A 20750-nucleotide genomic window follows, 5' to 3' on the forward strand; every position below is an offset into this window, starting at 1 on the left:
CTTAACCTATTAAATAAGGAATACTATTGATTAAAGAGTCCGTATAATTAACCATCGTTTTTAATAACCATGGCCCTGCGAAAATGAGTGTTAAAAAGGTTACGAGTAATTTTGGGATGAAACTTAAGCTCATTTCATTAATTTGGGTTGCTGCTTGAAACATTGCCACCAGCAAACCAACAATTAAGCCAGGCAATACTAATACCGCTAACATTAAAATAATGACATAAACACTTTCACTAAACAGAGAAACAACAGTTGATGGTGTCATTGCAATCTCCTTATAGTTAGCTCATGGCAAAACTTGATGCTAATGAACCAAGGACTAATGTCCACCCATCAACCATGACAAACAACATGATTTTAAAAGGTAGCGAAATAATCAGCGGAGACAACATCATCATACCCATGGCAACAAGAACACTGGCAACGATTAAATCAATGACCAAAAAAGGCAGAAATAAAATAAAGCCTATTTCAAAAGCTGTTTTCAATTCACTGGTAATAAAGGCAGGTATTATCAATGTGATGGGTATGTCATCTAGGCTTTTATAGGAGGTTTTATTAAAGCGTTCAAAAAGCGCTAGGTCGTTTTTCCTCGTTTGATTTAACATAAATTGTCTAAAAGGCTTCTGAGCGTTGTTCATTGCATCAGAAAAGTTAACTTTGTCCTGGATATAGGGTTGTATGGCTGTATTATTGACTTCTGTTAGCACCGGTGACATGACAAAAAAAGTAAGAAACAAAGAAAGGCCAATTAAAATTTGATTGGTTGGTGTTTGAGCCATCCCTATCGCCTGTCGAAGAATTGACAGTACGATCATAATTCGAGTAAAAGAGGTTAAAGCGAGCAACAACCCAGGTAAAACACTTAACAGTGTCATGAAAGCGATAATTTGCAAATTGATGCTATAGGTTTGACCACCGGAGGGCATATTGTTGACAGCTAGGGCTGGCAATGTTAATTGTGCTGCGCTGGCAACTGAAGGTACCAACATAAACGCCAAACATATTAAAACAAACAATCGTCTCATGATTTGCCTCCCTTCGCAGCATTAAAGATATTTGCGAATGAGGACTTTTGGGAGCGCTCTAATGATTCAGGCTTTTCTGTCCCAAAATCATAGACCAGTGAAACACTTCCTTGAGCAACACCTAGTAGTAGAAAACGACCATTCACTTCAACCATCATAAGCTTTTCCCTGCCGCCTAAAGATAGGCCGGTTAATAATTTAATCGTGGAATTGCTGGCAAACCCAGCTGTTTGAACTCTTTTCAATATCCAGCTTAACAGGAAAATAACAACAATCACAAATCCCAACCCAATCATCATGCGCAGCCACTCTGCACCGCTAACATGGCCACCCACGTCGGGGGCTTTGGCTGCAAAGGTGAGAGTAGGAATAAATACTAGTATTAAGATGATTTTTTTCATTATTGTAGCCGCTTAATTCGCTCAGACTTACTAACAATATCCGTTAAGCGTACGCCAAACTTATCATTGACCACAACAACCTCTCCATGGGCAACCAATGTTCCATTTACTAAAACATCTAAAGGTTCGCCTGCCAACCTATCTAATGCAACAATCCCACCTTGGTTGAGCTGCAATAGATTACGAATTGTCATCCTGGTTCGACCTATCTCTACTGTTATTGCCACAGGAATATCAAGAATCATTTCCATCTTTTCTGCATCACCTGCAAGATTCTCACCAGTTTCTTTTTTAGCTGTTTGTTCTACTGGTTCATTATCAGACATGATCACTCTCCTAATAGGTTATTTTTTTTACAATTTTAACAGCCCTTTTATCATCAACCACACCCATTTCAGCTTCAAAACAAGGGATATTTTCAATATCAAGCGTTAGCCTATCTCGCTTCTCTAGGGGAACAAAATCACCTTCCTGCCACTTTAAAACGCGTCGCAACGTGCTTTTGGACCTTGCAATATGGGCTCCTACCGGTAAGTTAACATCCATCAATTCTTCTTTTAACGAATTAATCCAGTTGGGGTCAATTTCATCATCAGGCCTTGCGGCACCTAATTCTAACTGTTGTTTAAGGGGCTCTACCATTAAATAAGGGACAACAAACGAGAAAAAGCCTTTCTCCTCACCAAACGTCACATTAAATTTACTGACTAATAGCACTTCGTTCGGTTCAGCAATGTGCAGTAACTGAGGGTTGGTTTCATCGGCAGCTTTTACGACTTTGAGTTGAACGATCGGTGCCCACGCTTGTTCGATGTTTTTTTGTAACTTTTCAAGAACAATATCCATCACCCGCATTTCTGTTGCAGTAAAATCATTACGGTTTTTATCCGATTGAAAATGGGTATTCCCACCGAAATAATAATCCACTAAATCGTAGATAAACACCTTATCGAAACAAAATATAGCCTTCCCTTTTAATGGCTTAATAAGATGCACTGCTAAATAGGTTGGGTTTGGTAAAGAGGATAAGTATTCGCGATGTTTAATAAATTGAAGCGGCTCCTGCTCAACTTGTAGTTCTTTAGCCATGAGTTGGTAGATATCAGTATTAAAGTATCGAACAGCCCTGTCATAGATTTTATCAAGAACTGGCAGCTCGCCTCGTACACTTCTTTCTTGGTTGGCAAAGTTGACGACTCGAATAACATCTTCTTGACGTTTGCGTTGGATGGCAGCCAGCTCACTCTGGCTTTCTTCCTTCGCGGGTTTTTGAGAGCTATCGTCAGAAGAAGTGTCTTTGCTACTTGTGACTAGGGGCTCAGGTTCCGAACTGGTAGAATTATCTCCTTGTTCTTCATTCGTCTCGTCATCTGGCCCCACAGAATGCAATAGCGCATCAATTTCTTCTTGCGAAAGAACGTCTTTATCCTTTTCTTTTTCTTGTTTTTCGTCGCTCATAAACCTTTTTTGCCTGCAAGATAATTGAGATAGTGATAGTCATGCAAGCTTTGTGCCAAATTACATACCCTTTGGTTTGATTATAATGTTCTATGGGACTAACAAACGGTCGTCACTTTGCAAGGGTTAGGAAGATTTCAGCTAGACATCGATTTCTAGAATTTACCAAACTCTTGTTTACAGACTTTCTCTATATCCGCTTTGCATTTCTCCTCGCAATTTCTATCGGGAGAATTCATACAAATCACATTGAGACAATCTGTTGACCGCCATTTGATACAGTCTGGCACATTGTTATATTGTTGACCAATTAAGCGCGTGGGCCTTTCCTGTGCATAACAATTGGCTGACAGTACTAAACTCAGCATAACGAGAAACCCTTTCATAACCTATCCTTTATCCGGTTTGTAAATTTATTATAGCAATATTGTCATATCAGTGCGCTTTGGGTAAGATAACATAATATTTATAAAAAGGGATTTTCATGATTCGTAAATTAGTAACCTCATCCATTTTATCTTTGTTATTTGCCAGTAGCACTCAAGCTGGATGTTTAGCTTGTGACGATGGCCTAATTGGACCAAACGATGAATTTCCCATTGTCTGGACAAAAGTAATTACGGTTAGTGGTGGTCCTGGCTGGACAAAAGCGGGTGATACGCAGATGCAATATAGCACCAGCACCCCGATTCCGCTTTTCAACAATTACATTGCCAATAAAAAATGGAACACACTCGGTGAAGGCGAATTATATTTTGCTTTACAACATATTTTAACAAATTATATGACAGGCCGTTTCGGAATCGCAGCGGCCGGATCGTCACAAGCCAAATTGCAAGGGACAGTCATACCATCACCCAGTGCAACAGTGCAACCCTATACATACTCATATCGTATTACCCATGGCCGTGTTGGATTAAAAGGCATGCTGTTGTTCGGTGCCCAAAATCAAACTTTCATGCCTTATATTATGGGTTCTTTTGGTCTGGGAATGAATTCCTCGCATCAATATAAGGAAACCCAGATACCACAAATGCCAACCTTCCGCTCCAACACCACCACAGCTGCATTTGCCTACACCCTCGGTGGCGGTTTAGAAGCAGCATTTAACCAAAATTGGCATGGCGGCATTGGCTATCAATTTGCCGATTGGGGTAAAAGCAATCTTGATAGCATCGGTGGTCAACCATATGACGAAGGATTGCGGCTAGCGCGATTGTATACGCATGTATTACAATTTAGCTTGACTTATATCTGCTCTTAAACAAATACCCGTGATCGTCTAATTTCTATAACGTCCCCTAGCCAATAATTTGGCATTTCGGGACGTTATTTATGATTTTCTAACAAAGGTAATTACCCTCATTGTGTCGAACTGTGCTAAATTAAAATTAATCAAATACTAAAAAAGTAATAGGGATATCATGGCTAAAAAAATCTTCTTTTTTATTTCAGCGCTCGGATTATTCATTAGTTTTGGCGTGGGATATATTTGGCCACACGCCCACATACTATTGTTTATAGTGGTTCCTTACATTCTGATTGGGTTGTATGATCTCTATATTTCATCCCATAATATTCTTAGAAATTATCCCGTAATTGGGCATATGCGCTATATACTCGAATCCATACGCCCCGAAATGCAGCAATACTTTGTCGCTACAAATCAAAGCGAACAACCGTTTAATCGTGAAACCCGATCCTTAGTTTATCAGCGAGCAAAGTTAGTTAACGATACACTCCCTTTTGGTACACAATTAGATCTTTACCAGCCTGGCTATGAATATGCGCATCATTCGTTATCACCTAAAATCGTCGATCCAGAATCCGAGCGAATTTGGGTTGGGGGCGATGCGTGTAAAAAGCCATACCACGCCTCACGATTAAATATATCTGCGATGAGTTATGGTGCGCTGGGACATAACGCAATTGAAGCGTTAAACTGGGGCGCAAAAATGGGGAATTTTGCCCACAATACCGGTGAAGGAGGCTTAAGCCCATACCATTTAAAACGCGGTGGCGATATCATATTACAACTTGGCACCGCCTATTTTGGTTTCCGCAACCCCGATGGAACCTTTAATCCCGAGCTATTTGAACAAAAAGCCAATCTCGATGTTGTTAAAATGATTGAAATCAAAATCTCACAAGGCGCCAAACCTTCCCATGGCGGCCTTTTACCTGCCGCTAAAATATCACCAGAAATTGCCGAAATCAGAGGAATTCCTGAAGACGAGGATTGTTTTTCACCCCCAACCCACAACACGTTCTCAAATCCAAGAGAGTTAATGACTTTCATTACGCATTTAAGAGAACTTTCCGGAGGAAAACCCATCGGTTTTAAACTTTGCATTGGCATCAAACGCGAGTTTTTTAGTATTTGCAAGGCCATGTTGGAAACCAATGTCCTGCCCGATTTTATAACGGTCGATGGCGCTGAAGGAGGTACGGGTGCGGCACCTGTTGAGTTCAGCAATCGACTAGGTATGCCAATCAACGAAGCACTTCCCTTTGTTCATAACACGCTTTTGGGTTGTGGTTTGCGCGATAAAATTCGCATTATCTCAAGTGGCAAAATTGCAACCGGCTTTGACATGATGCACAAAATCGCCATTGGCGCTGATATGTGCAACTCTGCTCGAGCGATGATGTTTACCGTTGGCTGCATTCAAGCTCGTAAATGCAATACGAATGAATGTCCCACCGGCGTGGCCACCCAGGATGCTTCACGAAATGAAGCATTAGTACCCAATGAAAAGCGATTTCATACTTATAATTACCATAAAGAAACGGTAAAATCGTTTCTCGAGTTAACTGGAGCAATTGGTATTGATCATCCTGATAAACTAAGACCTGAGTTTATCTATTACCGTCGTGACGATATGCGGGCAATGAATTATTCAGAGTTATTTCCTCAATTAGCGTACCGCCAATTACTCGAAGGTAAAGAGATTCCTTCATATTTTAGAGATTGGAACCATGCTACTGCAGATTCTTTTTGACCAGAGTGATAAAAGTGTTTTATAATTGATTGCACTGTATTTAATTTTATTAATAATCAGGGCAATCGTCTATGCATACTTCTACTAGCACTCCTTCTGTTCATAGCGCATCAAGATTTTATCCTTGGTTTATTTGGCTTTTAGGCTGCTCTTTCTATTTTTATGAAAACTTAATTCAAGTGTCCCCTGGCGTCATGTCTGATAATTTAATCAATGAATTTGGCATTCACGGCGCAGTATTAGGTTCTGCTATTGCCTTCTTTTTTTATGCCTATGCCCCGATGCAAATGCCTGTCGGCGTCCTTGTCGATAACTACAACGTCCGCTATTTACTAACCGGCGCAACACTTTCCTGCGTTGCCGGTTGTTTTTTATTTGCGATAGCACCGAGTATTATATTTATCGGTGCAGGACGATTTTTTATCGGCTTTGGGGCTGCGTTTGCTGCTGTATGCACCATGAAAATTGCGACTAATTGGTTTACCCCAAAGCAGTTTTCCCTGTTAGTGGGGTTTATGGTCACTATCGGGATGTCAGGCAGTATTTTTGGTCAAGCACCATTAGCGCATCTTGTTGAGAATGTCGGTTGGCGCCAAGCAATGGCAACGCTTGCGTTTATTGGCCTGTTTTTAGCGGCTCTTATTGTATTGTTCGTGCGTCATTCACCAACGCTTTCTCGCTCTTTTAGTGCCAATGAAAAATTAGATGAGAATTCGGCTACGACAAACTCCAATTTATTGGAAGGGTTAAAATTAGTATTAACGCATAAACAAAGCTGGTGGATTGCCATCTACGGCGGATTAATGTTTGCAACAACTTCCATTTTTGGTGGGCTATGGGGCGTTCCTTTTTTTCAAAGTGTTTATGGTTTATCTAAAACGACAGCCGCAGAGTTGAATTCTATGCTCTTTTTTGGATGGGTGTTTGGTGCGCCATTAAGTGGAATACTTGTTCGCATGTTGAGTTCTCATAAATTTGTGATGCTTTTATCATCGATAGTCTCATTTTTCTGCATGTTCATCATCATTTATGTTAATACGCTTTCCATCAATATGTATTATTATTTAACCTTTGCGCTAGGTTTATTTTCAAGTTTCTTTCTGCCTTCATTTACATTAATGGCATTGATTCATAGCAAAAAAATGGCTGGCTCAGCACTTGGCTTTATGAACATGGCCAATATGGTCGGGGGAGCCTTAGGTCAGCCTTTAGTTGGTTATCTACTGGATACCAGCTTTAAATTACAGCACTCCAGCACCGTGGCTAAAGCATTAGAGAAAGCTAATGATTTACCATACAATACGTTAGACTACCAAGTGGCCTTATCCATATTGCCATTGATGATGTTGGCATCAATTGTTTTGTGGTTCTTCATTGAAGAAAAGTCCCCAGACTCTTTTTAAATGTCAAACTACCTTTAATTAGCGCATCAAGCATTTACCCCTTTCCAAGAAAGGGGTTCTAATCGCCGATAACTGGATTTTTCTCATGACTAGCTTTCACTTCTTCATCTAAACTAGCCGCTTCGGTTAAGGCAGCAACATTTGCTTTCGTAAAAAACCCATCAAAATGATGGCATCGTTCAACATATTCAGTAATCAACAATGAATAGGCAGAATGTTTGGAAAATATCTGTTTTAAATCCGGCTCATCTTTGCATTCGCCAAAAACTTGCGCCAAAAAACCGACATGTCGTTCTGTCTTAATTTTATTAACAACATAATCAATGTTTTTCTGTCCTGACGAATGATCACCATCCCTTATTTCAATCGCAATATGGTGCATTCGACGCCCATAATTACGAACAAAGTTTTCAGTAGGCATGGGTAAATTTTCGAACGAGTTTACCATGAATGGGGTATTATTTGCAGTAAACACCTTAGCAGGCGATCTAATATCTTTTCCATGAGGAATACGATTCACATTCGTCGATGAATTCATATCCGATATATTATAGGCTCCCCAAAAATAATAATTGGATAAGCATAAAAACTCTAGAATAGCATCTTCTCGTTCGCCAGCGAGGATCCTTGTCGCCATGTGATCAATACCCAACATGAGTTTATCTAACCCATTATCCGATGCAAATTGTGCCACTTTATCCAACTCGGAAAGCTGAGTCTTTGTTAACTGGAATGGTTGACCCAATTCAAGGCTATCAAAATCCTCCATCGAGTTTTTGGTATAACCTAAACAGTTATAAGTAAAATCTGAAAGACGCGTGAATAATATATTTTTATTACAATAAAACTTATTTTCTGTCATATCTTGGTTATGAAAATTAAAATCTTGACTTTCTAAAATGCTTCTGGTTTCGTCAATGTTGTCGCTATGATATATCTCCCCAACATAGCGTGCGTTAAATTTCTCTCTCGAATTAGGATACATTTTATTTAAACGCGTGATATCGTCCTTAAAGTTGGGATCAAGGGGTTCCATGACAATAAAGATGGGGGAGTTTGATGTATTAGTCAGGATATATATTTTATGTGTATTATTGATATAACCTTTAGCGAACCGATAAGGCATCATGGAATATAATTCCTTGATATAGTCTAATGCATCGCCTGTTTGTACCTGGACAACAACACCCTTCATATCACCAAAAAGTTGTTCAAGACCTGTTTTCTCACGTCTTTCATAAATTTTCATGCGATATTCTTCAAAATAGTCCGAGTTTTTTTTATCCCCTTTTGGTTGATAAGTAAATTTATCTATCATCATGTCATCCTCTTATTCGTAGTTATTGTTAGTGTAGACAAATTTTTTCCATTCAGCCTATCTAACAACTAATTAATTTCATAAAAAATATTGCAAATGATAATGATTATCATTTATATTAAATAAAAGAATGATTAAATCAGATTAAACATAAACACGCAGTGACAGTCGTCCTTATTAATTTAAGTGTGTCTTATGTAAAATCTGTAAGGATACAAGCATGAATATGACTGTTACAAACCATCAAGCTATCAGTGACTATTGTCGATTCTTATTGATGGAAATGGGCATTGGCGTGTTGCAAAAACAAATGCAACAAATTATTGATTCAATTATGGAAAATTTCCCCCTATTGGCTAATCCTCCCTCAAACCAATTGGATGAAGCGTATCATAATATTATTTTAAAAGTGATGAATGAAGCCTATGACCAACATGTCATGCATTATGCAAAACTAACTGGAATGATATCACTCAAATCGAACGCAGCCGTTAATCCATCTGAGCAGTTGTTGTTTTTGCAACAACTGGCTAATCGACAATTTATCCGCAAGCACCATTCTCCTTTGCCCAGCCAGTTTTCTATTAGAGAAGCGTTACAATACATGCCTGGGTTTCAGGGAAAAATACTTTGCTATGGCGTAAAACCGTCACATTGCAACACATGCATACCCATCCATCCCTGGTTATGGCGAAAGCAGTTAAAGCACCATTATTATGCGAATGCCCTACCCTGCATCCACCCTAATAACAGTTATTTTGCGAGCAGTGATCCGTTTTACCTACAAGATAGCAATGGGAACTATTTATCTTATCATCATGAACTTTCGTGTGCAGAAAGTGAAGACATCAACCAGAAACTTCAATCCCTTGCTCTATCCTTTAAATGCCGCCTATTAGAAACATCGGATGTTAATTCAATACCTCGAAATGACCACACCAATTTAACGATAACCTCCCTATCTTCGCCTTTGCGCATGACGGAGGATGATTCTGTATTATTGCCCTACCAATTAATTAGCCATCCTGATATTCAACACCAGCTGATGCAGACGATCCCGCAAATACAGACCATGGTGAAAGAGCCGCTCAACTTATTAAGTAAACATTTTAAGTTAGACCTTAGATTCTATCAATTCAATCCACTCATCATTGTCCGCAACGCCCAATTCACAGGAGTAATCTACCGTCATCTATTGCCAACAACAGATGATTAGTGAACATTCATCGTGGTTAATTTCTAAAATACACAAAAAAATGATTGCACTTTGTTCTTGTTTTCCATAATATCAACAAGTGTGATCGCCACATGATTTTCAAAGGAAACAAAGGATGGTTGTATGCAAAAGAAAATTGATAGTAGCTTAGAAGATCAAGCTGAGACAATGTTATCTACATTACAAATTTCGATAACAGATGGAGCGGTAAAAAAAGCGCTCGCCAAAATTAGTCCGGCCGTTCTTGTGATTGTTCAAAATTACTGCAAATCTAAAGAACTAGATCCAACAAAGGCAGTATTACTCATAGACAAAATATCCTCCCCATCCATGATTAACATAAAATTAGCCTGGCCTATTCTCCCAATCATTTCATATATACAAGAAACCCTGGAATCACAAACATTTGTAAAATGGCGCACTGGCCTTAATAAAAGCTGGCGATTTGTCCTGCTTAATGCACTGGTTACAGAGCTTGATAAAATTGATATCGAAGATAACCTTAGAATTTCAATTGCTGAAGCGTATCTTAAGCAAACACTATCCGATGAAATATGGGAATCTGGTTGTAAGGGTAAAGAAGCTATCGCTAAAAGTCTCACTTACTTCTCTCATATTAAAAAAATTCAAGGTAACCAAGATGAAATTGATTTTTTAACCATTGTTTGTGATGCTTCCGCAAAAATTGGTGACTATCGTAAACATGCCAATAGCCAATATGATTTGTTGTCATTTTTTTCATTAGGAAGATTTAAAAGACAAGGTGCGGTAAATTTAGTTGAATTTGAAGATTTCTTAAACAGTGCAAATACAATCATTCAAAATACGTCTCTAACTCGCAAAGAGCGCGTTAATCAAATCATTGAGAAATTAAATGGATTCCGTCAACTATTATCAGGACAAAAATCTGAAGAGGTTTGGCAAAGTCTCTATACAACGCTAACCAACGTATCACTGAAACTACCAGAGGTTGAAAGCACACACACTGAAACCTCAAAATTGTCAGACAGTAACCTTGTCTCTACTATTTAAATATAATTTTTTAAGATTAACAGAATATATTTTAGGGCCCTATGGAACGCGAATCAATGACTTATGATGTGCTGATTGTGGGTGCTGGGCCCGCAGGTTTATCAGCCGCAATCAAATTAAAACAACTTGCTCAAGCTAGTAATCAAGATATTTCTGTTTGCTTGATTGAAAAGGCAGCCCAAATCGGTGCTCATCAATTATCAGGTGCCGTGCTTGAACCTAAAAGCTTGCAAGCATTATTGCCTGATTCTTGGCAAAAGGCGCCCTTAGATACGCCCGTTAAAGACGATCGCTTTTATTTCCTTTCTAAAACAAAATCGTTCAAACTCCCAACCCCATCGCCAATGAAAAATGAAGGTAACTACATTATATCTTTGGGGTTATTATGCCAATTTCTTTCTGAGCAAGCTGAACAACTTGGTTGCGATATTTTCCCTGGTTTTGCAGCCAGTGAAATCGTCTATGACGATCAAAATCAGGTGATTGGTATACAAACAGGTGATTTAGGTATTGATAAACAAGGAAACCAAACCAGCAATTTTCAACCAGGCATGCATTTATTGGCCAAACAAACGCTTTTTGCTGAAGGTTGTCGTGGGCACCTTAGCCAACAATTGATGGCCCATTATCATCTAAGAAAAAATTGCGATCCCCAGACCTATGCCATCGGTCTTAAAGAAATATGGCAAGTGCCAGAGAACCAACATGAACGGGGTCTTGTTGTTCACACTGTTGGCTGGCCTTTAGATACCTCCACCTATGGTGGCTCGTTTATTTATCATTTAAGTAACAACCGTATCGCTTTAGGTTTTGTTATTGGTTTAGATTATTCAAACCCTTGGCTTGATCCTTTCAAAACAATGCAAACCTTTAAAACCCATCCTTTGGTTAGCAAGATGCTGGAAGGTGGTGAACGAATTAGCTATGGTGCCAGAGCACTGAACGAAGGCGGATGGCAGTCGATCCCTCAACTAGCATTTCCTGGTGGCTCCTTAATTGGATGTGCTGCAGGCTTTATCAATGTGCCGAAAATAAAAGGGATCCACATGGCCATCCAATCAGGCCAACTTGCAGCTCAATGTTGTTTTGACGCGTTAGAAAAAGCAGATGAAAACACATCCGTTCTCCATTTAAAACAATTAGATGATGTTATTCGTCAGGATTGGATGGGTAAAGAGCTTTATCAAGTACGTAATATACGACCGGGATTTCACCGAGGTTTATGGCTAGGACTTGCCAATGCTGCATTTGAGAATTACATCGCTCATGGCAAATCACCTTGGACACTCAAAAACCAAGACGATCATCGGCAACTAAAACCAGTAGCAGTCTGCAAAAAAATTGACTACCCAAAGCCTGATAATAAACTCACATTTGATAAACTATCCTCTTTAGCGCTAAGCAATGTGTATCATGATGAAAACCAGCCCTGCCATCTTAAATTAAAAGACACCGCTATTCCAATATCCTTGAACTATCAAACCTACGCCTCGCCTGAAACGCGTTATTGCCCCGCAAATGTTTATGAAATCGTAGACGATGAAGGCAAGCCGAGGCTTCAGATTAATAGCCCAAATTGCATACACTGTAAAACGTGCGATATTAAAGATCCTTCACAAAATATACAATGGGTTACGCCAGAAGGTGGTGGTGGTCCAAATTATGAAGCGATGTGAACTTGCTGCTCAGTTCTTTGATGCGCATCCAGGATTGGGTTCATAATGGTAAACCAAAGCGGCGGGATAAAGACTAGCCAATATAAGGTTGCATAACTTGCCGGTAGTTTTGGACTTTGCCTACTTATCAAGAGAATCTGATAAGGTTTAAAACCATAAATATGATGATCTGCATGACGCATTAAATTAAATAGAATGTGATTACTTAACCAATGATCGGCATCCCAAGCGTGTCTCTCCCCTACTACTTCATATTGACCATTCGCTAACTTGTTTCGCACTAAGCCATAATGTTCAATGTAGTTCACAACCTCCAACATTAATATTGCAACTATACTTTGAAGTAAGAAAAATATGACTCCAAGTGCACCGACAATACTATAGGCCATACATATAAGTATCAATGGACCGGTTATCACCCAATAAAATTCATTGTCCCAGTGATAAAATGATTTTCCTTGGCGGTTTAACCGGTTGCCTTCAATTTTCCAGGCAGATTTCCAAGAACCAATCACGGTGCGTGGTAAAAAGCGATAAATTGATTCATTCAATCTCGCAGTAGCCGGATCATTTGGCGTGGCAACATTCACATGATGCCCTCGGACGTGCTCAATTACAAAATGACCGTAACACACAAAAGTCAGTATGATTCGGCTGACAACCTGATTCAACAAGTTTGCTTTATGCATTAATTCGTGAGCGATGTTAATCCCCACACTGCCTGTAATAATCCCAATCATAAAACTTAGAAGCACTAACTCAATAAATGATATCGGCATAACAAAGAGATAAACCATGCCACCTACAATGAGGGCAACGTGTGTCGGTAGATATAATAAGAGAATTCTTTGATAGAAGAGATCGTGCTTACGGTTCATCGTTTCTTCAGAGCCAGGGTTAATAGCATCTCGGAAAAAAAAATCGATTATGGGTATAACGATAAAAACCGTGATCGGGACTAAGAGAAAATAAATACCGCTTAAGTAAAAGCTTGCCAAGGGAAGGCAAACTAATGCATAAACGATTAAATAAAAGTATTTACTATGCTTTGACATATGCATCACCAATTATCAATCGATATCAGTCATTTAGAAATGCATGGAAATATTTAAGTGCATTTGAATCCAACTAACTTTTAAAAGCCATGCGATAGCTCTTTCATTTGTTTGTATATATAAGTTTAGCAGCATCCATAATAAAGAATAGCGCACCCTCAATTTAAAGCGATTGAGGGATGAGCATATAGCTCTTCAATTAGTCAAACATGCACGAAAGCAAGAAATTTCTTCATTTTTCATTATAATTAAACATAAGGACTGAAATTTAAAGCATGAAAAATCAAATTACATTAAATAAAGTCATACCATTTGTTTTTATATTACTCACTATTTTATTAGTAACAGGGATTATCTTGACAAGTGGTAGTAAGCCTTCAGGCAAGATCACTGAAAAAATCTGGCCTGTGCAATCTATTGCTATCCAAAAATCAAACACCTCACCTGAAATAATTCTTTATGGCCAAGTTGAATCGCCTAAAACCACTACCATCACATCGTCGTTACAAACGACCGTCAAAACGGTGTATGTTAAAGAGGGAAATATTGTAAAAAAAGATGACATGCTCGTCATGCTTGACCCAGAGGAATTTGAACATATCGTTCATGAAAAGCAAATGGCTATTGAGGAAATAAACTCACAAATACAGATGGAGATGGTTGAAAATGATCTTGATATAAAATCAGAAAAATACTTAAATCGGTTAGTAAATACAAATGAAACGATGATGAAACGTCTCGAAACATTGGAAGTAAGAAAACTTGAAGCGCAATCGAATGTCGACGAAGCATTAAATAAACTCTTAAGTCAACAAATCATGCTTGTACAGAAAAACATCGAAATAAAGACGCATACCCTTCGCTTGAATCGATTAAAAGCAAAAAAAATGCAGCAGGAACACCAATATCAACAAGCCAAATTAGATTTAGCAGATGCAACGCTAACATCCCCATTTCATGGTCGAATTATCGAGGTATTTGTTTCACCAGGTGATGGGATTGGGTATGGTTCCAAAATTGTTAGTCTTTATGATTTAAATGACGTTGAAATACGTGCTCAATTGCCCTATAAATATCTCGCCGTGACTACAAAAGCAATGGAAGATACAAGTTCGTTTAAAGCAAAAATAATGTCACCGTTGGATTTACATTTAAGCGTTTTACGAACAGGGGCATCATTGAAGCAAGGTTCCTCAACCATTGATATTTTTTTTAAAATTCCTGCCAAACATAGCTTGTTATTTCCATTAAATCAAACTGTTAAAGTGTATCTGCAACTACCTGTTTTAAATGACGTGTATGTGATACCTTCGACATCCTTATATGGAGAATCACGAATCTATTTAATAAAGAATAATCGATTAAAATCCGTCCATGTTCAGGTTTTGGGTGAAAAGTATATTAAAGGAGAGCTTTTTTATCTGATACGCCAAACTGATTTACCAGATAAATTCAACCTTTTAAGTAGCAAGTTGCCCAATGCACGTGATGGATTAATGGTGACGACGAATGAAAGAAAATAGTCACAACATCATTACAATCTTTATGCGCCACCCGCTTGCAGCAAATTTATTGATGGCGTTGATGGTAATCTCGGGTGTATATGGCCTTTTAAAAATGAATGTTCAGTTCCTACCTAGTTATGACTTGAACTTGGTGCAGATTAGAGTGGTATGGCCTGGTGCATCCGCAGACGATGTAGAAAAAAGCATTTTATACCCAATTGAGATAGAATTGCGCGATGTTGATAATATCAAAGATATTAAATCAACAGCGAGCTTATCTGCGGCCGAGATAACGATACGGTTTGAAGATGGAATTGACATGAGTTTAGCCAGCGAGGAGGTCCGGGATGCTGTTTCAAGGGTGAGAGATTTTCCAGTCAACAGTGAAAGGCCCATCATTAAGCGGTTAGAGCCGCTTGAACGTATTGCTTATTTGATAATTTATGGCCCAAAACATATTGATGAGTTACGCTATATTGCCTGGCAGTCGCAACAAGAATTACAAGACAAAGGGATATCTAAAATAAATGTGATTGGTTTGCCGAAACAGCAAATTAGCATTGAATTGAATCCAGTTACACTGAACAATCTTGGTTTATCTTTTAACGATATTGCTGACGCGATCGCCCTGGAAAGCCAGGATATTCCATCAGGACAGATTGGAAAATCAAAAAACGCTCAAAACCTTCGAGCAGTCGAAAAAAAAAGAAGCGTACAAGATTTTAATAATTTACGTGTTCTTGGCAATCAATCAGGTGGTGGCATTATATTATCAGATATTGCTCAAATAAAAAAAACCTACTCAACAGAAGAACCGATAATCATCTATCAGGGAAAACCAGCCGTTATTTTACAGCTTTATCGGAAAAATCAAGATAGTGCTCTGAACATGGCCAAGATTGCTCAAGACTGGATAAAGAATAAACAACAACTCCTCGGTAAGTCAGTTAATTTAGTGCTATTCCAACAAAACTGGTTATTAATAAAAGATAGAATTGATACGCTATTATCGAATGGTCTAAGTGGTTTAATACTGATTGTCATTTTACTTTTTCTATTTTTAGATAGAAGCACAGCACTTTGGGTCAGTGTTGGCATTCCTATCTCCCTATCAGCGGCACTCTATGTTTTGTATTTGAATGGTGGTTCAATCAATATGGTCAGTTTATTTGCTTTCATACTGACATTGGGAATAATCGTTGACGACACTATCGTTGTCGCAGAACAAGCATTAACCAATTACCAAAAGCACCATCGGCCAGATTTTGCTATTATCAGCGCCTGCTATAAAATGATGCCCCCTATTATTGCCTCAGCTCTGACAACCATTAGTGCGTTCATTCCCTTGATGACGGTCAGTGGGATAATAGGCACAATATTATTCGATATTCCGTTAATTGTTGTTTGCGTGATTGTCGCATCCCTGGTTGAATGCTTTTTGGTGTTACCCGGTCATTTGTACCATTCATTTTTGAAAATTCAACACCTTAACAAAAATCGATACCTTATACGTTCCAAAATCGATAAAACCTATTATTATTTTCGTTACCGAATATTTTTACCCATCATCCGAAAAGCACTTATCAATCATGTTTGGGTTGTCGCTGCTGCGTCAAGCTTAGTTATTCTGGTGCTTTCTTTGCTAATATCCGGTTCCTTAAAATTCACTTTTTTCCCTACGCCTGAATCAAATACCATCAAGGCTAATATTCAGTTCATTTCCGGTACTTCCAAAGAAAAGCAAATGCATTTTTTACAAAGCATAGTCAATGAAGCATATGAAATTGGCATTGAAATGGATAAAACTTACCAGCTAAAAAATAGTGTCGAATTAGCCTACTATATTCTCAATCGAACGGATGAAGATGAATATAGATTTCGTTTGGGGCCTGATTATGGATCTGTTTTAATTGAATTAATAGAAAACGATCAACGGGGATTTACAAACCAAGAAGTTATCGAAAAGTTAAGAAACCGACTACAAGTGACAGATATAATTAGCAATCTCGCAATATCTTCCCCACGCGGTGGCCCACCAGGTAAAGATATTGAAATTCAAGTAAACGGCAGCACAATCGCTAATATCAAACAAGCATTAAATGAAATTGAGTTATATTTAAGAAACACACCAGGCGTAACAGGCATCTCCGATAACCTCCCCTATGCCCAAGAGCAGTTGATATTTAAAATTAATGAAACAGGTAAAGCTTTGGGATTAACAACCAACAATGTTGGCAGACAACTCCGTGCTGCATTTCAAGGTGAAATTTTACAAACCTTCAATGATCCAAATGAAGAGATTGAAGTGATGGTGCGCCTCGATAAACATTTACGTTACAATCGAGCAACACTAAACCATTTATTGATTAAGACAACCAGTGGTAAATTAATCCCTCTACAAGACATCCTCACCATCAGATACCAGTCCTTACCTGAAATCATTGTTCATAATGATCATAAATTATCGGCAAACATTGAAGCAGATGTTGATGCTGACCAAGCCAATGCGAATGAGATACTTGAACAAATACAACATTCCCTCTTAAAGAATTTAGAAAATAAATATAACGTTACTTTTAGCTTCAAAGGAAAAGCAGAGGATCAAGCCATTACATTGTATGATATCAAAGTGGGTATATTCACATCTTTGTTGCTAATATATATCATTTTAGCCTGGGTGTTTGGCTCTTATTTCGTACCATTTGTTGTGCTTACAGCCATCCCGCTTGGTTTAATTGGAGCATTACTTGGCCACTGGTTCATGGGCCTTGATATCACCCTATTATCGCTGTTTGGCTTATTCGGTCTAAGTGGCATTATCATCAATGATTCCATTATTTTAATCAACGAATACCAAACATTGAAACAAGAAGGAATGCGAATAATCCATGCTATTACTGAAGCATCTAGCCGACGTCTTCGAGCCATCCTTTTAACAAGCGTTACCACAATCGCAGGGTTAACGCCTTTATTATTTGAGCGTTCCATTCAAGCGCAATTTTTAATACCCATGGCTTGTTCGATTGTTTTTGGACTAGCATTTGGAACCTTTTTATTGTTGTTTGTTGTGCCTGTTTTAACAATGTATTTTGAAAATACCGTCGCTAAAATAAAAAAATGGGGTAGGAAATAAGATATCGGGCCTGTAAAGGCCCGACAAAATCTATCGAATCAAGCTGACAAAACTGTGATTTCTAATTGAGCAACAACATCGGTGTGCACATGAATTTCTACTTGATAGTCACCGACATAATGTATCGGACCTTCTGGTAGAACAACTTCACGTTTTTCAACGTCAATGCCTTTTTCAGTAAGCGCATGAACGATTTCAATTGGGCCTATCGAGCCATACAATTTGCCTTCATCACTTGCCTGAACAGACATTTCAAGCTTGGTGTCGTTAATTTTAGCCGCTCGTTGCTCAGCTTGGGATAACAACTGTTTCGCTTTTTTCTCAAGTTCTGAACGTCTTTGCTCGAACACCTTTATATTGTCGGGTGTAGCAAATACAGCTTTACCTTGGGGGACAAGAAAATTACGGCCATAACCGGGCTTCACATTAACTGTGTCGCCTAAATCCCCTAAATTTCGGATTTTTTCTAATAAAATAACTTCCATCGAATTCTCTCTTTAAATCATCAAAACGGGATACGTAATTAAGCTCGACAACTTATTTATGGCTGTCACAATAAGGAAGCAACCCTAGAAAACGGGCTTGTTTTATTGATTTTGCCAATAAGCGCTGAAAACGAGCTTGTGTGCCAGTAATACGGCTTGGTACAATTTTACCCGATTCACTGATATAACCCTTTAATAACTCGATATTTTTATAATCGATTGCATCAGAACCTTCGCCTGAGAATCGGCACATTTTTTTTCGACGTGAAAAAGACGACATAACAACCTCCAATTAAGCAACGCTTCTTTCTTTATCTTTCTTCATCATTACCGATGGTGTGGTAATGGCTTCTTTACGATTAATAATCATATGACGCAATATGGCATCATTAAATTTAAATGCATCTTTAATCTCATTTAATGTTGGGAGATCACATTCAATATTTAATAAAGTGTAATGCGCTTTATGGAGATCGTTAATTGGATAGGCTAACTGTCGTCGGCCCCAATCTTCTTTACGGTGGATGCTGCCACCTGATTTTTTCACCATCCCTTCATAGCGCTCTACCATCGCAGGTACTTGCTCGCTTTGATCAGGATGAACTAAAAACACAATTTCATAATGTCTCATGAATTACCCTTCGGATTAAAGCCTTTTGCGCAATAGCAATAAGGCAAGGTTAAAAAAAAGCGAGATAATAGTAACAGTTTAATCCGATGGTTGCAATAAAATTGAACTTATATTTCATTAATTTTAAATTGTATCTTTTGAAGAAATCATACTATGATTAAGATTAGAACATAGAGAAAACTATTTTAAAATCAATCGTATTTTTTACGTGACAACCCAGGTCATTTCATATAAATTGAGATTCTTTCTTTACAAGTGTCAATACTAAGACGAGGATGTCTTTCATGGATATTTTGAATGTGCCTTTTGAAGAACCTTTTACCGTTGAATTAAACGGAGAAAAAGTTCAAGTTATTGCCTTTAAGACGTTGGAACATGGCAATATTAAGTTTGGTGTAGAGGCACCTCGTTCCATCAAAGTCCATCGTGAAGAGATTTATCACGCTATTAAAGAGAAAAATGCTGAGGATATTATCGAATCATAAGAAGCCTTCTTCTTACCTAATATTATGGCTAGCATTATCGCTAACCATTTTATTACTGAGCACTCTTGTATTTATTTCTAATCATTTTACACACCAATATATCGGCAACAATTATTTCCCAAAAAATTCATTCTTTTTTGCGATTTTCTGTTTGCTGTTTCTTTTAGGCGCCCATATTCTTAACCCCAACACAGAAGAAAGTGCCTTTTCCCAGTTCACATTAGAGCTAATGTTATTTTTTCTGACAATGGTTTCCATGACCTATGCGACGAATGCTGTGCAGTTAACACCTTTTCCTCTTATTGATTCGTATCTTATCTCGCTTGAGCAAAGCATCGGATTTTCGCTGACCAAAGTTATGCATTGGACTTATCAACAACCATGGCTATCCTATTTGTTAGTCTTTAGTTATGGAACATTGGCAATGCAGATGGCCTTCATACCGCTATTAATCATGTTAGTTATCTTTTTTGAACCAAATCGTAGCCGTGAGCGTTTGAGGCGCTACTATTGTCTCATGTTATTAACAACGCTCATTGGATTTTCTATTTATTACTTTTTTCCAACAGCCGCACCAGCGGCATTCTTGAAAAGTCCCCATTTCACTGCGGAACAATATGCCACTGGGCTTAAATTTATGGAAATTAGACATTATATTCCACCAAGCACCCTAAAAGGTGGTTTGATTGCACTGCCATCCCACCACACAATATGGGCAATTTTATGTTTGTACCTGGTTTATCCCTACAAGACTGCATTTTATCTATTACTTGTGAATAATTGTCTGCTCATCGTGGCGTGTGTGTTGCTAGGTTGGCACTACCCAATTGATATTTTTGCTGCTTTACTGATTACATGGCTATCTTTTATACTAATTAAGTAAGGGTATGGCTTAAAAGGCAAGCCATACCCCCAC

21 protein-coding genes are annotated in these 20750 nt (G+C 38.3%); 10 read left to right on the forward strand and 11 right to left on the reverse strand.

Annotated elements, in window-relative coordinates; all coding sequences use genetic code 11:
- Window position 1 precedes the first annotated feature (1 nt).
- From fliQ to AB3348_RS01120, 6 genes are all read right to left on the reverse strand, one after another.
- Window positions 2–271 carry a flagellar biosynthesis protein FliQ gene (gene fliQ / locus AB3348_RS01095; protein ID WP_367605693.1) on the reverse strand — a complete coding sequence of 90 codons (270 nt, stop codon included), beginning with the start codon at window positions 269–271 and terminating at the stop codon, window positions 2–4.
- A 16-nt stretch (window positions 272–287) separates the two neighbouring features.
- Window positions 288–1034, reverse strand: a complete 747-nt coding sequence (gene fliP / locus AB3348_RS01100; RefSeq protein ID WP_367605694.1) for a flagellar type III secretion system pore protein FliP — start codon at window positions 1032–1034, stop codon at window positions 288–290.
- Window positions 1031–1435, reverse strand: a complete 405-nt coding sequence (gene fliO, locus AB3348_RS01105) for a flagellar biosynthetic protein FliO (RefSeq protein WP_367605695.1) — start codon at window positions 1433–1435, stop codon at window positions 1031–1033. Before fliO ends, fliP begins: the two co-directional genes overlap by 4 nt.
- Window positions 1435–1686, reverse strand: a complete 252-nt coding sequence (gene fliN / locus AB3348_RS01110; RefSeq protein WP_367605871.1) for a flagellar motor switch protein FliN — start codon at window positions 1684–1686, stop codon at window positions 1435–1437. The genes fliO and fliN overlap by 1 nt, the downstream gene beginning before the upstream one ends.
- 85 nt (window positions 1687–1771) lie before the next feature.
- The gene (gene fliM, locus AB3348_RS01115) at window positions 1772–2893 is read right to left on the reverse strand and encodes a flagellar motor switch protein FliM (protein ID WP_367605696.1); all 1122 of its coding nucleotides are present in this window, start codon (window positions 2891–2893) and stop codon (window positions 1772–1774) included.
- A gap of 155 nt (window positions 2894–3048) precedes the next feature.
- Window positions 3049–3279 (reverse strand): hypothetical protein, encoded by a 231-nt coding sequence (locus tag AB3348_RS01120; protein ID WP_367605697.1) that lies wholly within the window; start codon window positions 3277–3279, stop codon window positions 3049–3051.
- Window positions 3280–3377: 98 nt separating this feature from the next.
- Between AB3348_RS01120 and AB3348_RS01125 the strand changes: the two genes are divergently transcribed.
- From AB3348_RS01125 to AB3348_RS01135, 3 genes are all read left to right on the forward strand, one after another.
- Window positions 3378–4157 (forward strand): outer membrane protein, encoded by a 780-nt coding sequence (locus AB3348_RS01125; protein WP_367605698.1) that lies wholly within the window; start codon window positions 3378–3380, stop codon window positions 4155–4157.
- A 160-nt stretch (window positions 4158–4317) separates the two neighbouring features.
- Window positions 4318–5895, forward strand: coding sequence for an FMN-binding glutamate synthase family protein (locus tag AB3348_RS01130; RefSeq protein ID WP_367605699.1), 1578 nt, complete (start codon window positions 4318–4320; stop codon window positions 5893–5895).
- A 71-nt stretch (window positions 5896–5966) separates the two neighbouring features.
- Window positions 5967–7298 (forward strand): MFS transporter, encoded by a 1332-nt coding sequence (locus AB3348_RS01135; RefSeq protein WP_367605700.1) that lies wholly within the window; start codon window positions 5967–5969, stop codon window positions 7296–7298.
- Between the two features lie 58 nt (window positions 7299–7356).
- Here AB3348_RS01135 and AB3348_RS01140 read toward each other — a convergent pair whose 3' ends face one another.
- Entirely contained in the window at window positions 7357–8616 is a 1260-nt protein-coding gene (locus AB3348_RS01140; protein ID WP_367605872.1) for a hypothetical protein, read from the reverse strand.
- Between the two features lie 220 nt (window positions 8617–8836).
- Here AB3348_RS01140 and AB3348_RS01145 point away from each other — a divergent pair, with 220 nt between their 5' ends.
- From AB3348_RS01145 to AB3348_RS01155, 3 genes are all read left to right on the forward strand, one after another.
- Window positions 8837–9832 (forward strand): hypothetical protein, encoded by a 996-nt coding sequence (locus AB3348_RS01145; protein WP_367605701.1) that lies wholly within the window; start codon window positions 8837–8839, stop codon window positions 9830–9832.
- 123 nt (window positions 9833–9955) lie between these two features.
- Window positions 9956–10864, forward strand: coding sequence for a hypothetical protein (locus AB3348_RS01150; RefSeq protein WP_367605702.1), 909 nt, complete (start codon window positions 9956–9958; stop codon window positions 10862–10864).
- Window positions 10865–10905: 41 nt separating this feature from the next.
- Window positions 10906–12540, forward strand: coding sequence for an electron transfer flavoprotein-ubiquinone oxidoreductase (locus tag AB3348_RS01155; RefSeq protein WP_367605703.1), 1635 nt, complete (start codon window positions 10906–10908; stop codon window positions 12538–12540).
- Here AB3348_RS01155 and AB3348_RS01160 read toward each other — a convergent pair.
- Window positions 12525–13595 carry an alkane 1-monooxygenase gene (locus AB3348_RS01160; RefSeq protein WP_367605704.1) on the reverse strand — a complete coding sequence of 357 codons (1071 nt, stop codon included), beginning with the start codon at window positions 13593–13595 and terminating at the stop codon, window positions 12525–12527. The two genes, AB3348_RS01155 and AB3348_RS01160, sit on opposite strands and share 16 nt — an antisense overlap.
- 275 nt (window positions 13596–13870) lie before the next feature.
- On the opposite strand from AB3348_RS01160, the gene AB3348_RS01165 reads away from it, so the two are divergent.
- Entirely contained in the window at window positions 13871–15118 is a 1248-nt protein-coding gene (locus AB3348_RS01165; RefSeq protein ID WP_367605705.1) for an efflux RND transporter periplasmic adaptor subunit, read from the forward strand.
- The gene (locus AB3348_RS01170; protein WP_367605706.1) at window positions 15105–18233 is read left to right on the forward strand and encodes an efflux RND transporter permease subunit; all 3129 of its coding nucleotides are present in this window, start codon (window positions 15105–15107) and stop codon (window positions 18231–18233) included. Before AB3348_RS01165 ends, AB3348_RS01170 begins: the two co-directional genes overlap by 14 nt.
- Before the next feature lie 38 nt (window positions 18234–18271).
- On the opposite strand, the gene rplI is transcribed toward AB3348_RS01170, so the two are convergent.
- Genes rplI through rpsF form a run of 3 tightly spaced genes read right to left on the reverse strand, consistent with a single transcriptional unit; the run spans window position 18272 to window position 19349 of the window.
- Window positions 18272–18718: a 50S ribosomal protein L9 gene (rplI, locus tag AB3348_RS01175; protein WP_367605707.1), complete on the reverse strand. Its 447-nt coding sequence runs from the start codon at window positions 18716–18718 to the stop codon at window positions 18272–18274.
- A 52-nt stretch (window positions 18719–18770) separates the two neighbouring features.
- Window positions 18771–18998, reverse strand: coding sequence for a 30S ribosomal protein S18 (gene rpsR, locus AB3348_RS01180; RefSeq protein WP_367605708.1), 228 nt, complete (start codon window positions 18996–18998; stop codon window positions 18771–18773).
- A gap of 12 nt (window positions 18999–19010) precedes the next feature.
- Complete coding sequence (gene rpsF, locus AB3348_RS01185) at window positions 19011–19349, reverse strand: 30S ribosomal protein S6 (protein ID WP_367605709.1); 339 nt, start codon at window positions 19347–19349, stop codon at window positions 19011–19013.
- 284 nt (window positions 19350–19633) lie between these two features.
- Here rpsF and AB3348_RS01190 point away from each other — a divergent pair, with 284 nt between their 5' ends.
- Both AB3348_RS01190 and AB3348_RS01195 read left to right on the forward strand, forming a co-directional pair.
- The gene (locus AB3348_RS01190) at window positions 19634–19834 is read left to right on the forward strand and encodes a carbon storage regulator (protein WP_367605710.1); all 201 of its coding nucleotides are present in this window, start codon (window positions 19634–19636) and stop codon (window positions 19832–19834) included.
- Window positions 19809–20717: a phosphatase PAP2 family protein gene (locus AB3348_RS01195; protein ID WP_367605711.1), complete on the forward strand. Its 909-nt coding sequence runs from the start codon at window positions 19809–19811 to the stop codon at window positions 20715–20717. The genes AB3348_RS01190 and AB3348_RS01195 overlap by 26 nt, the downstream gene beginning before the upstream one ends.
- The last annotated feature ends 33 nt before the right edge of the window (window positions 20718–20750 follow it).

The sequence above is a fragment of the Legionella sp. W05-934-2 genome (assembly GCF_964199965.1).
Classification (GTDB): Bacteria; Pseudomonadota; Gammaproteobacteria; order Legionellales; family Legionellaceae; genus JAFIFT01.

Excerpts from the sequence above, each read along its gene's own strand:
- fliQ (WP_367605693.1), bottom strand. The coding sequence starts at position 271 with ATGACACCATCAACTGTTGTTTCTCTGTTTAGTGAAAGTGTTTATGTC.
- fliP (WP_367605694.1), bottom strand. The coding sequence starts at position 1,034 with ATGAGACGATTGTTTGTTTTAATATGTTTGGCGTTTATGTTGGTACCT.
- fliO (WP_367605695.1), bottom strand. The coding sequence starts at position 1,435 with ATGAAAAAAATCATCTTAATACTAGTATTTATTCCTACTCTCACCTTT.
- fliN (WP_367605871.1), bottom strand. The coding sequence starts at position 1,686 with ATGGAAATGATTCTTGATATTCCTGTGGCAATAACAGTAGAGATAGGT.
- fliM (WP_367605696.1), bottom strand. The coding sequence starts at position 2,893 with ATGAGCGACGAAAAACAAGAAAAAGAAAAGGATAAAGACGTTCTTTCG.
- AB3348_RS01120 (WP_367605697.1), bottom strand. The coding sequence starts at position 3,279 with ATGAAAGGGTTTCTCGTTATGCTGAGTTTAGTACTGTCAGCCAATTGT.
- AB3348_RS01125 (WP_367605698.1), top strand. The coding sequence starts at position 3,378 with ATGATTCGTAAATTAGTAACCTCATCCATTTTATCTTTGTTATTTGCC.
- AB3348_RS01130 (WP_367605699.1), top strand. The coding sequence starts at position 4,318 with ATGGCTAAAAAAATCTTCTTTTTTATTTCAGCGCTCGGATTATTCATT.
- AB3348_RS01135 (WP_367605700.1), top strand. The coding sequence starts at position 5,967 with ATGCATACTTCTACTAGCACTCCTTCTGTTCATAGCGCATCAAGATTT.
- AB3348_RS01140 (WP_367605872.1), bottom strand. The coding sequence starts at position 8,616 with ATGATAGATAAATTTACTTATCAACCAAAAGGGGATAAAAAAAACTCG.
- AB3348_RS01145 (WP_367605701.1), top strand. The coding sequence starts at position 8,837 with ATGAATATGACTGTTACAAACCATCAAGCTATCAGTGACTATTGTCGA.
- AB3348_RS01150 (WP_367605702.1), top strand. The coding sequence starts at position 9,956 with ATGCAAAAGAAAATTGATAGTAGCTTAGAAGATCAAGCTGAGACAATG.
- AB3348_RS01155 (WP_367605703.1), top strand. The coding sequence starts at position 10,906 with ATGGAACGCGAATCAATGACTTATGATGTGCTGATTGTGGGTGCTGGG.
- AB3348_RS01160 (WP_367605704.1), bottom strand. The coding sequence starts at position 13,595 with ATGTCAAAGCATAGTAAATACTTTTATTTAATCGTTTATGCATTAGTT.
- AB3348_RS01165 (WP_367605705.1), top strand. The coding sequence starts at position 13,871 with ATGAAAAATCAAATTACATTAAATAAAGTCATACCATTTGTTTTTATA.
- AB3348_RS01170 (WP_367605706.1), top strand. The coding sequence starts at position 15,105 with ATGAAAGAAAATAGTCACAACATCATTACAATCTTTATGCGCCACCCG.
- rplI (WP_367605707.1), bottom strand. The coding sequence starts at position 18,718 with ATGGAAGTTATTTTATTAGAAAAAATCCGAAATTTAGGGGATTTAGGC.
- rpsR (WP_367605708.1), bottom strand. The coding sequence starts at position 18,998 with ATGTCGTCTTTTTCACGTCGAAAAAAAATGTGCCGATTCTCAGGCGAA.
- rpsF (WP_367605709.1), bottom strand. The coding sequence starts at position 19,349 with ATGAGACATTATGAAATTGTGTTTTTAGTTCATCCTGATCAAAGCGAG.
- AB3348_RS01190 (WP_367605710.1), top strand. The coding sequence starts at position 19,634 with ATGGATATTTTGAATGTGCCTTTTGAAGAACCTTTTACCGTTGAATTA.
- AB3348_RS01195 (WP_367605711.1), top strand. The coding sequence starts at position 19,809 with ATGCTGAGGATATTATCGAATCATAAGAAGCCTTCTTCTTACCTAATA.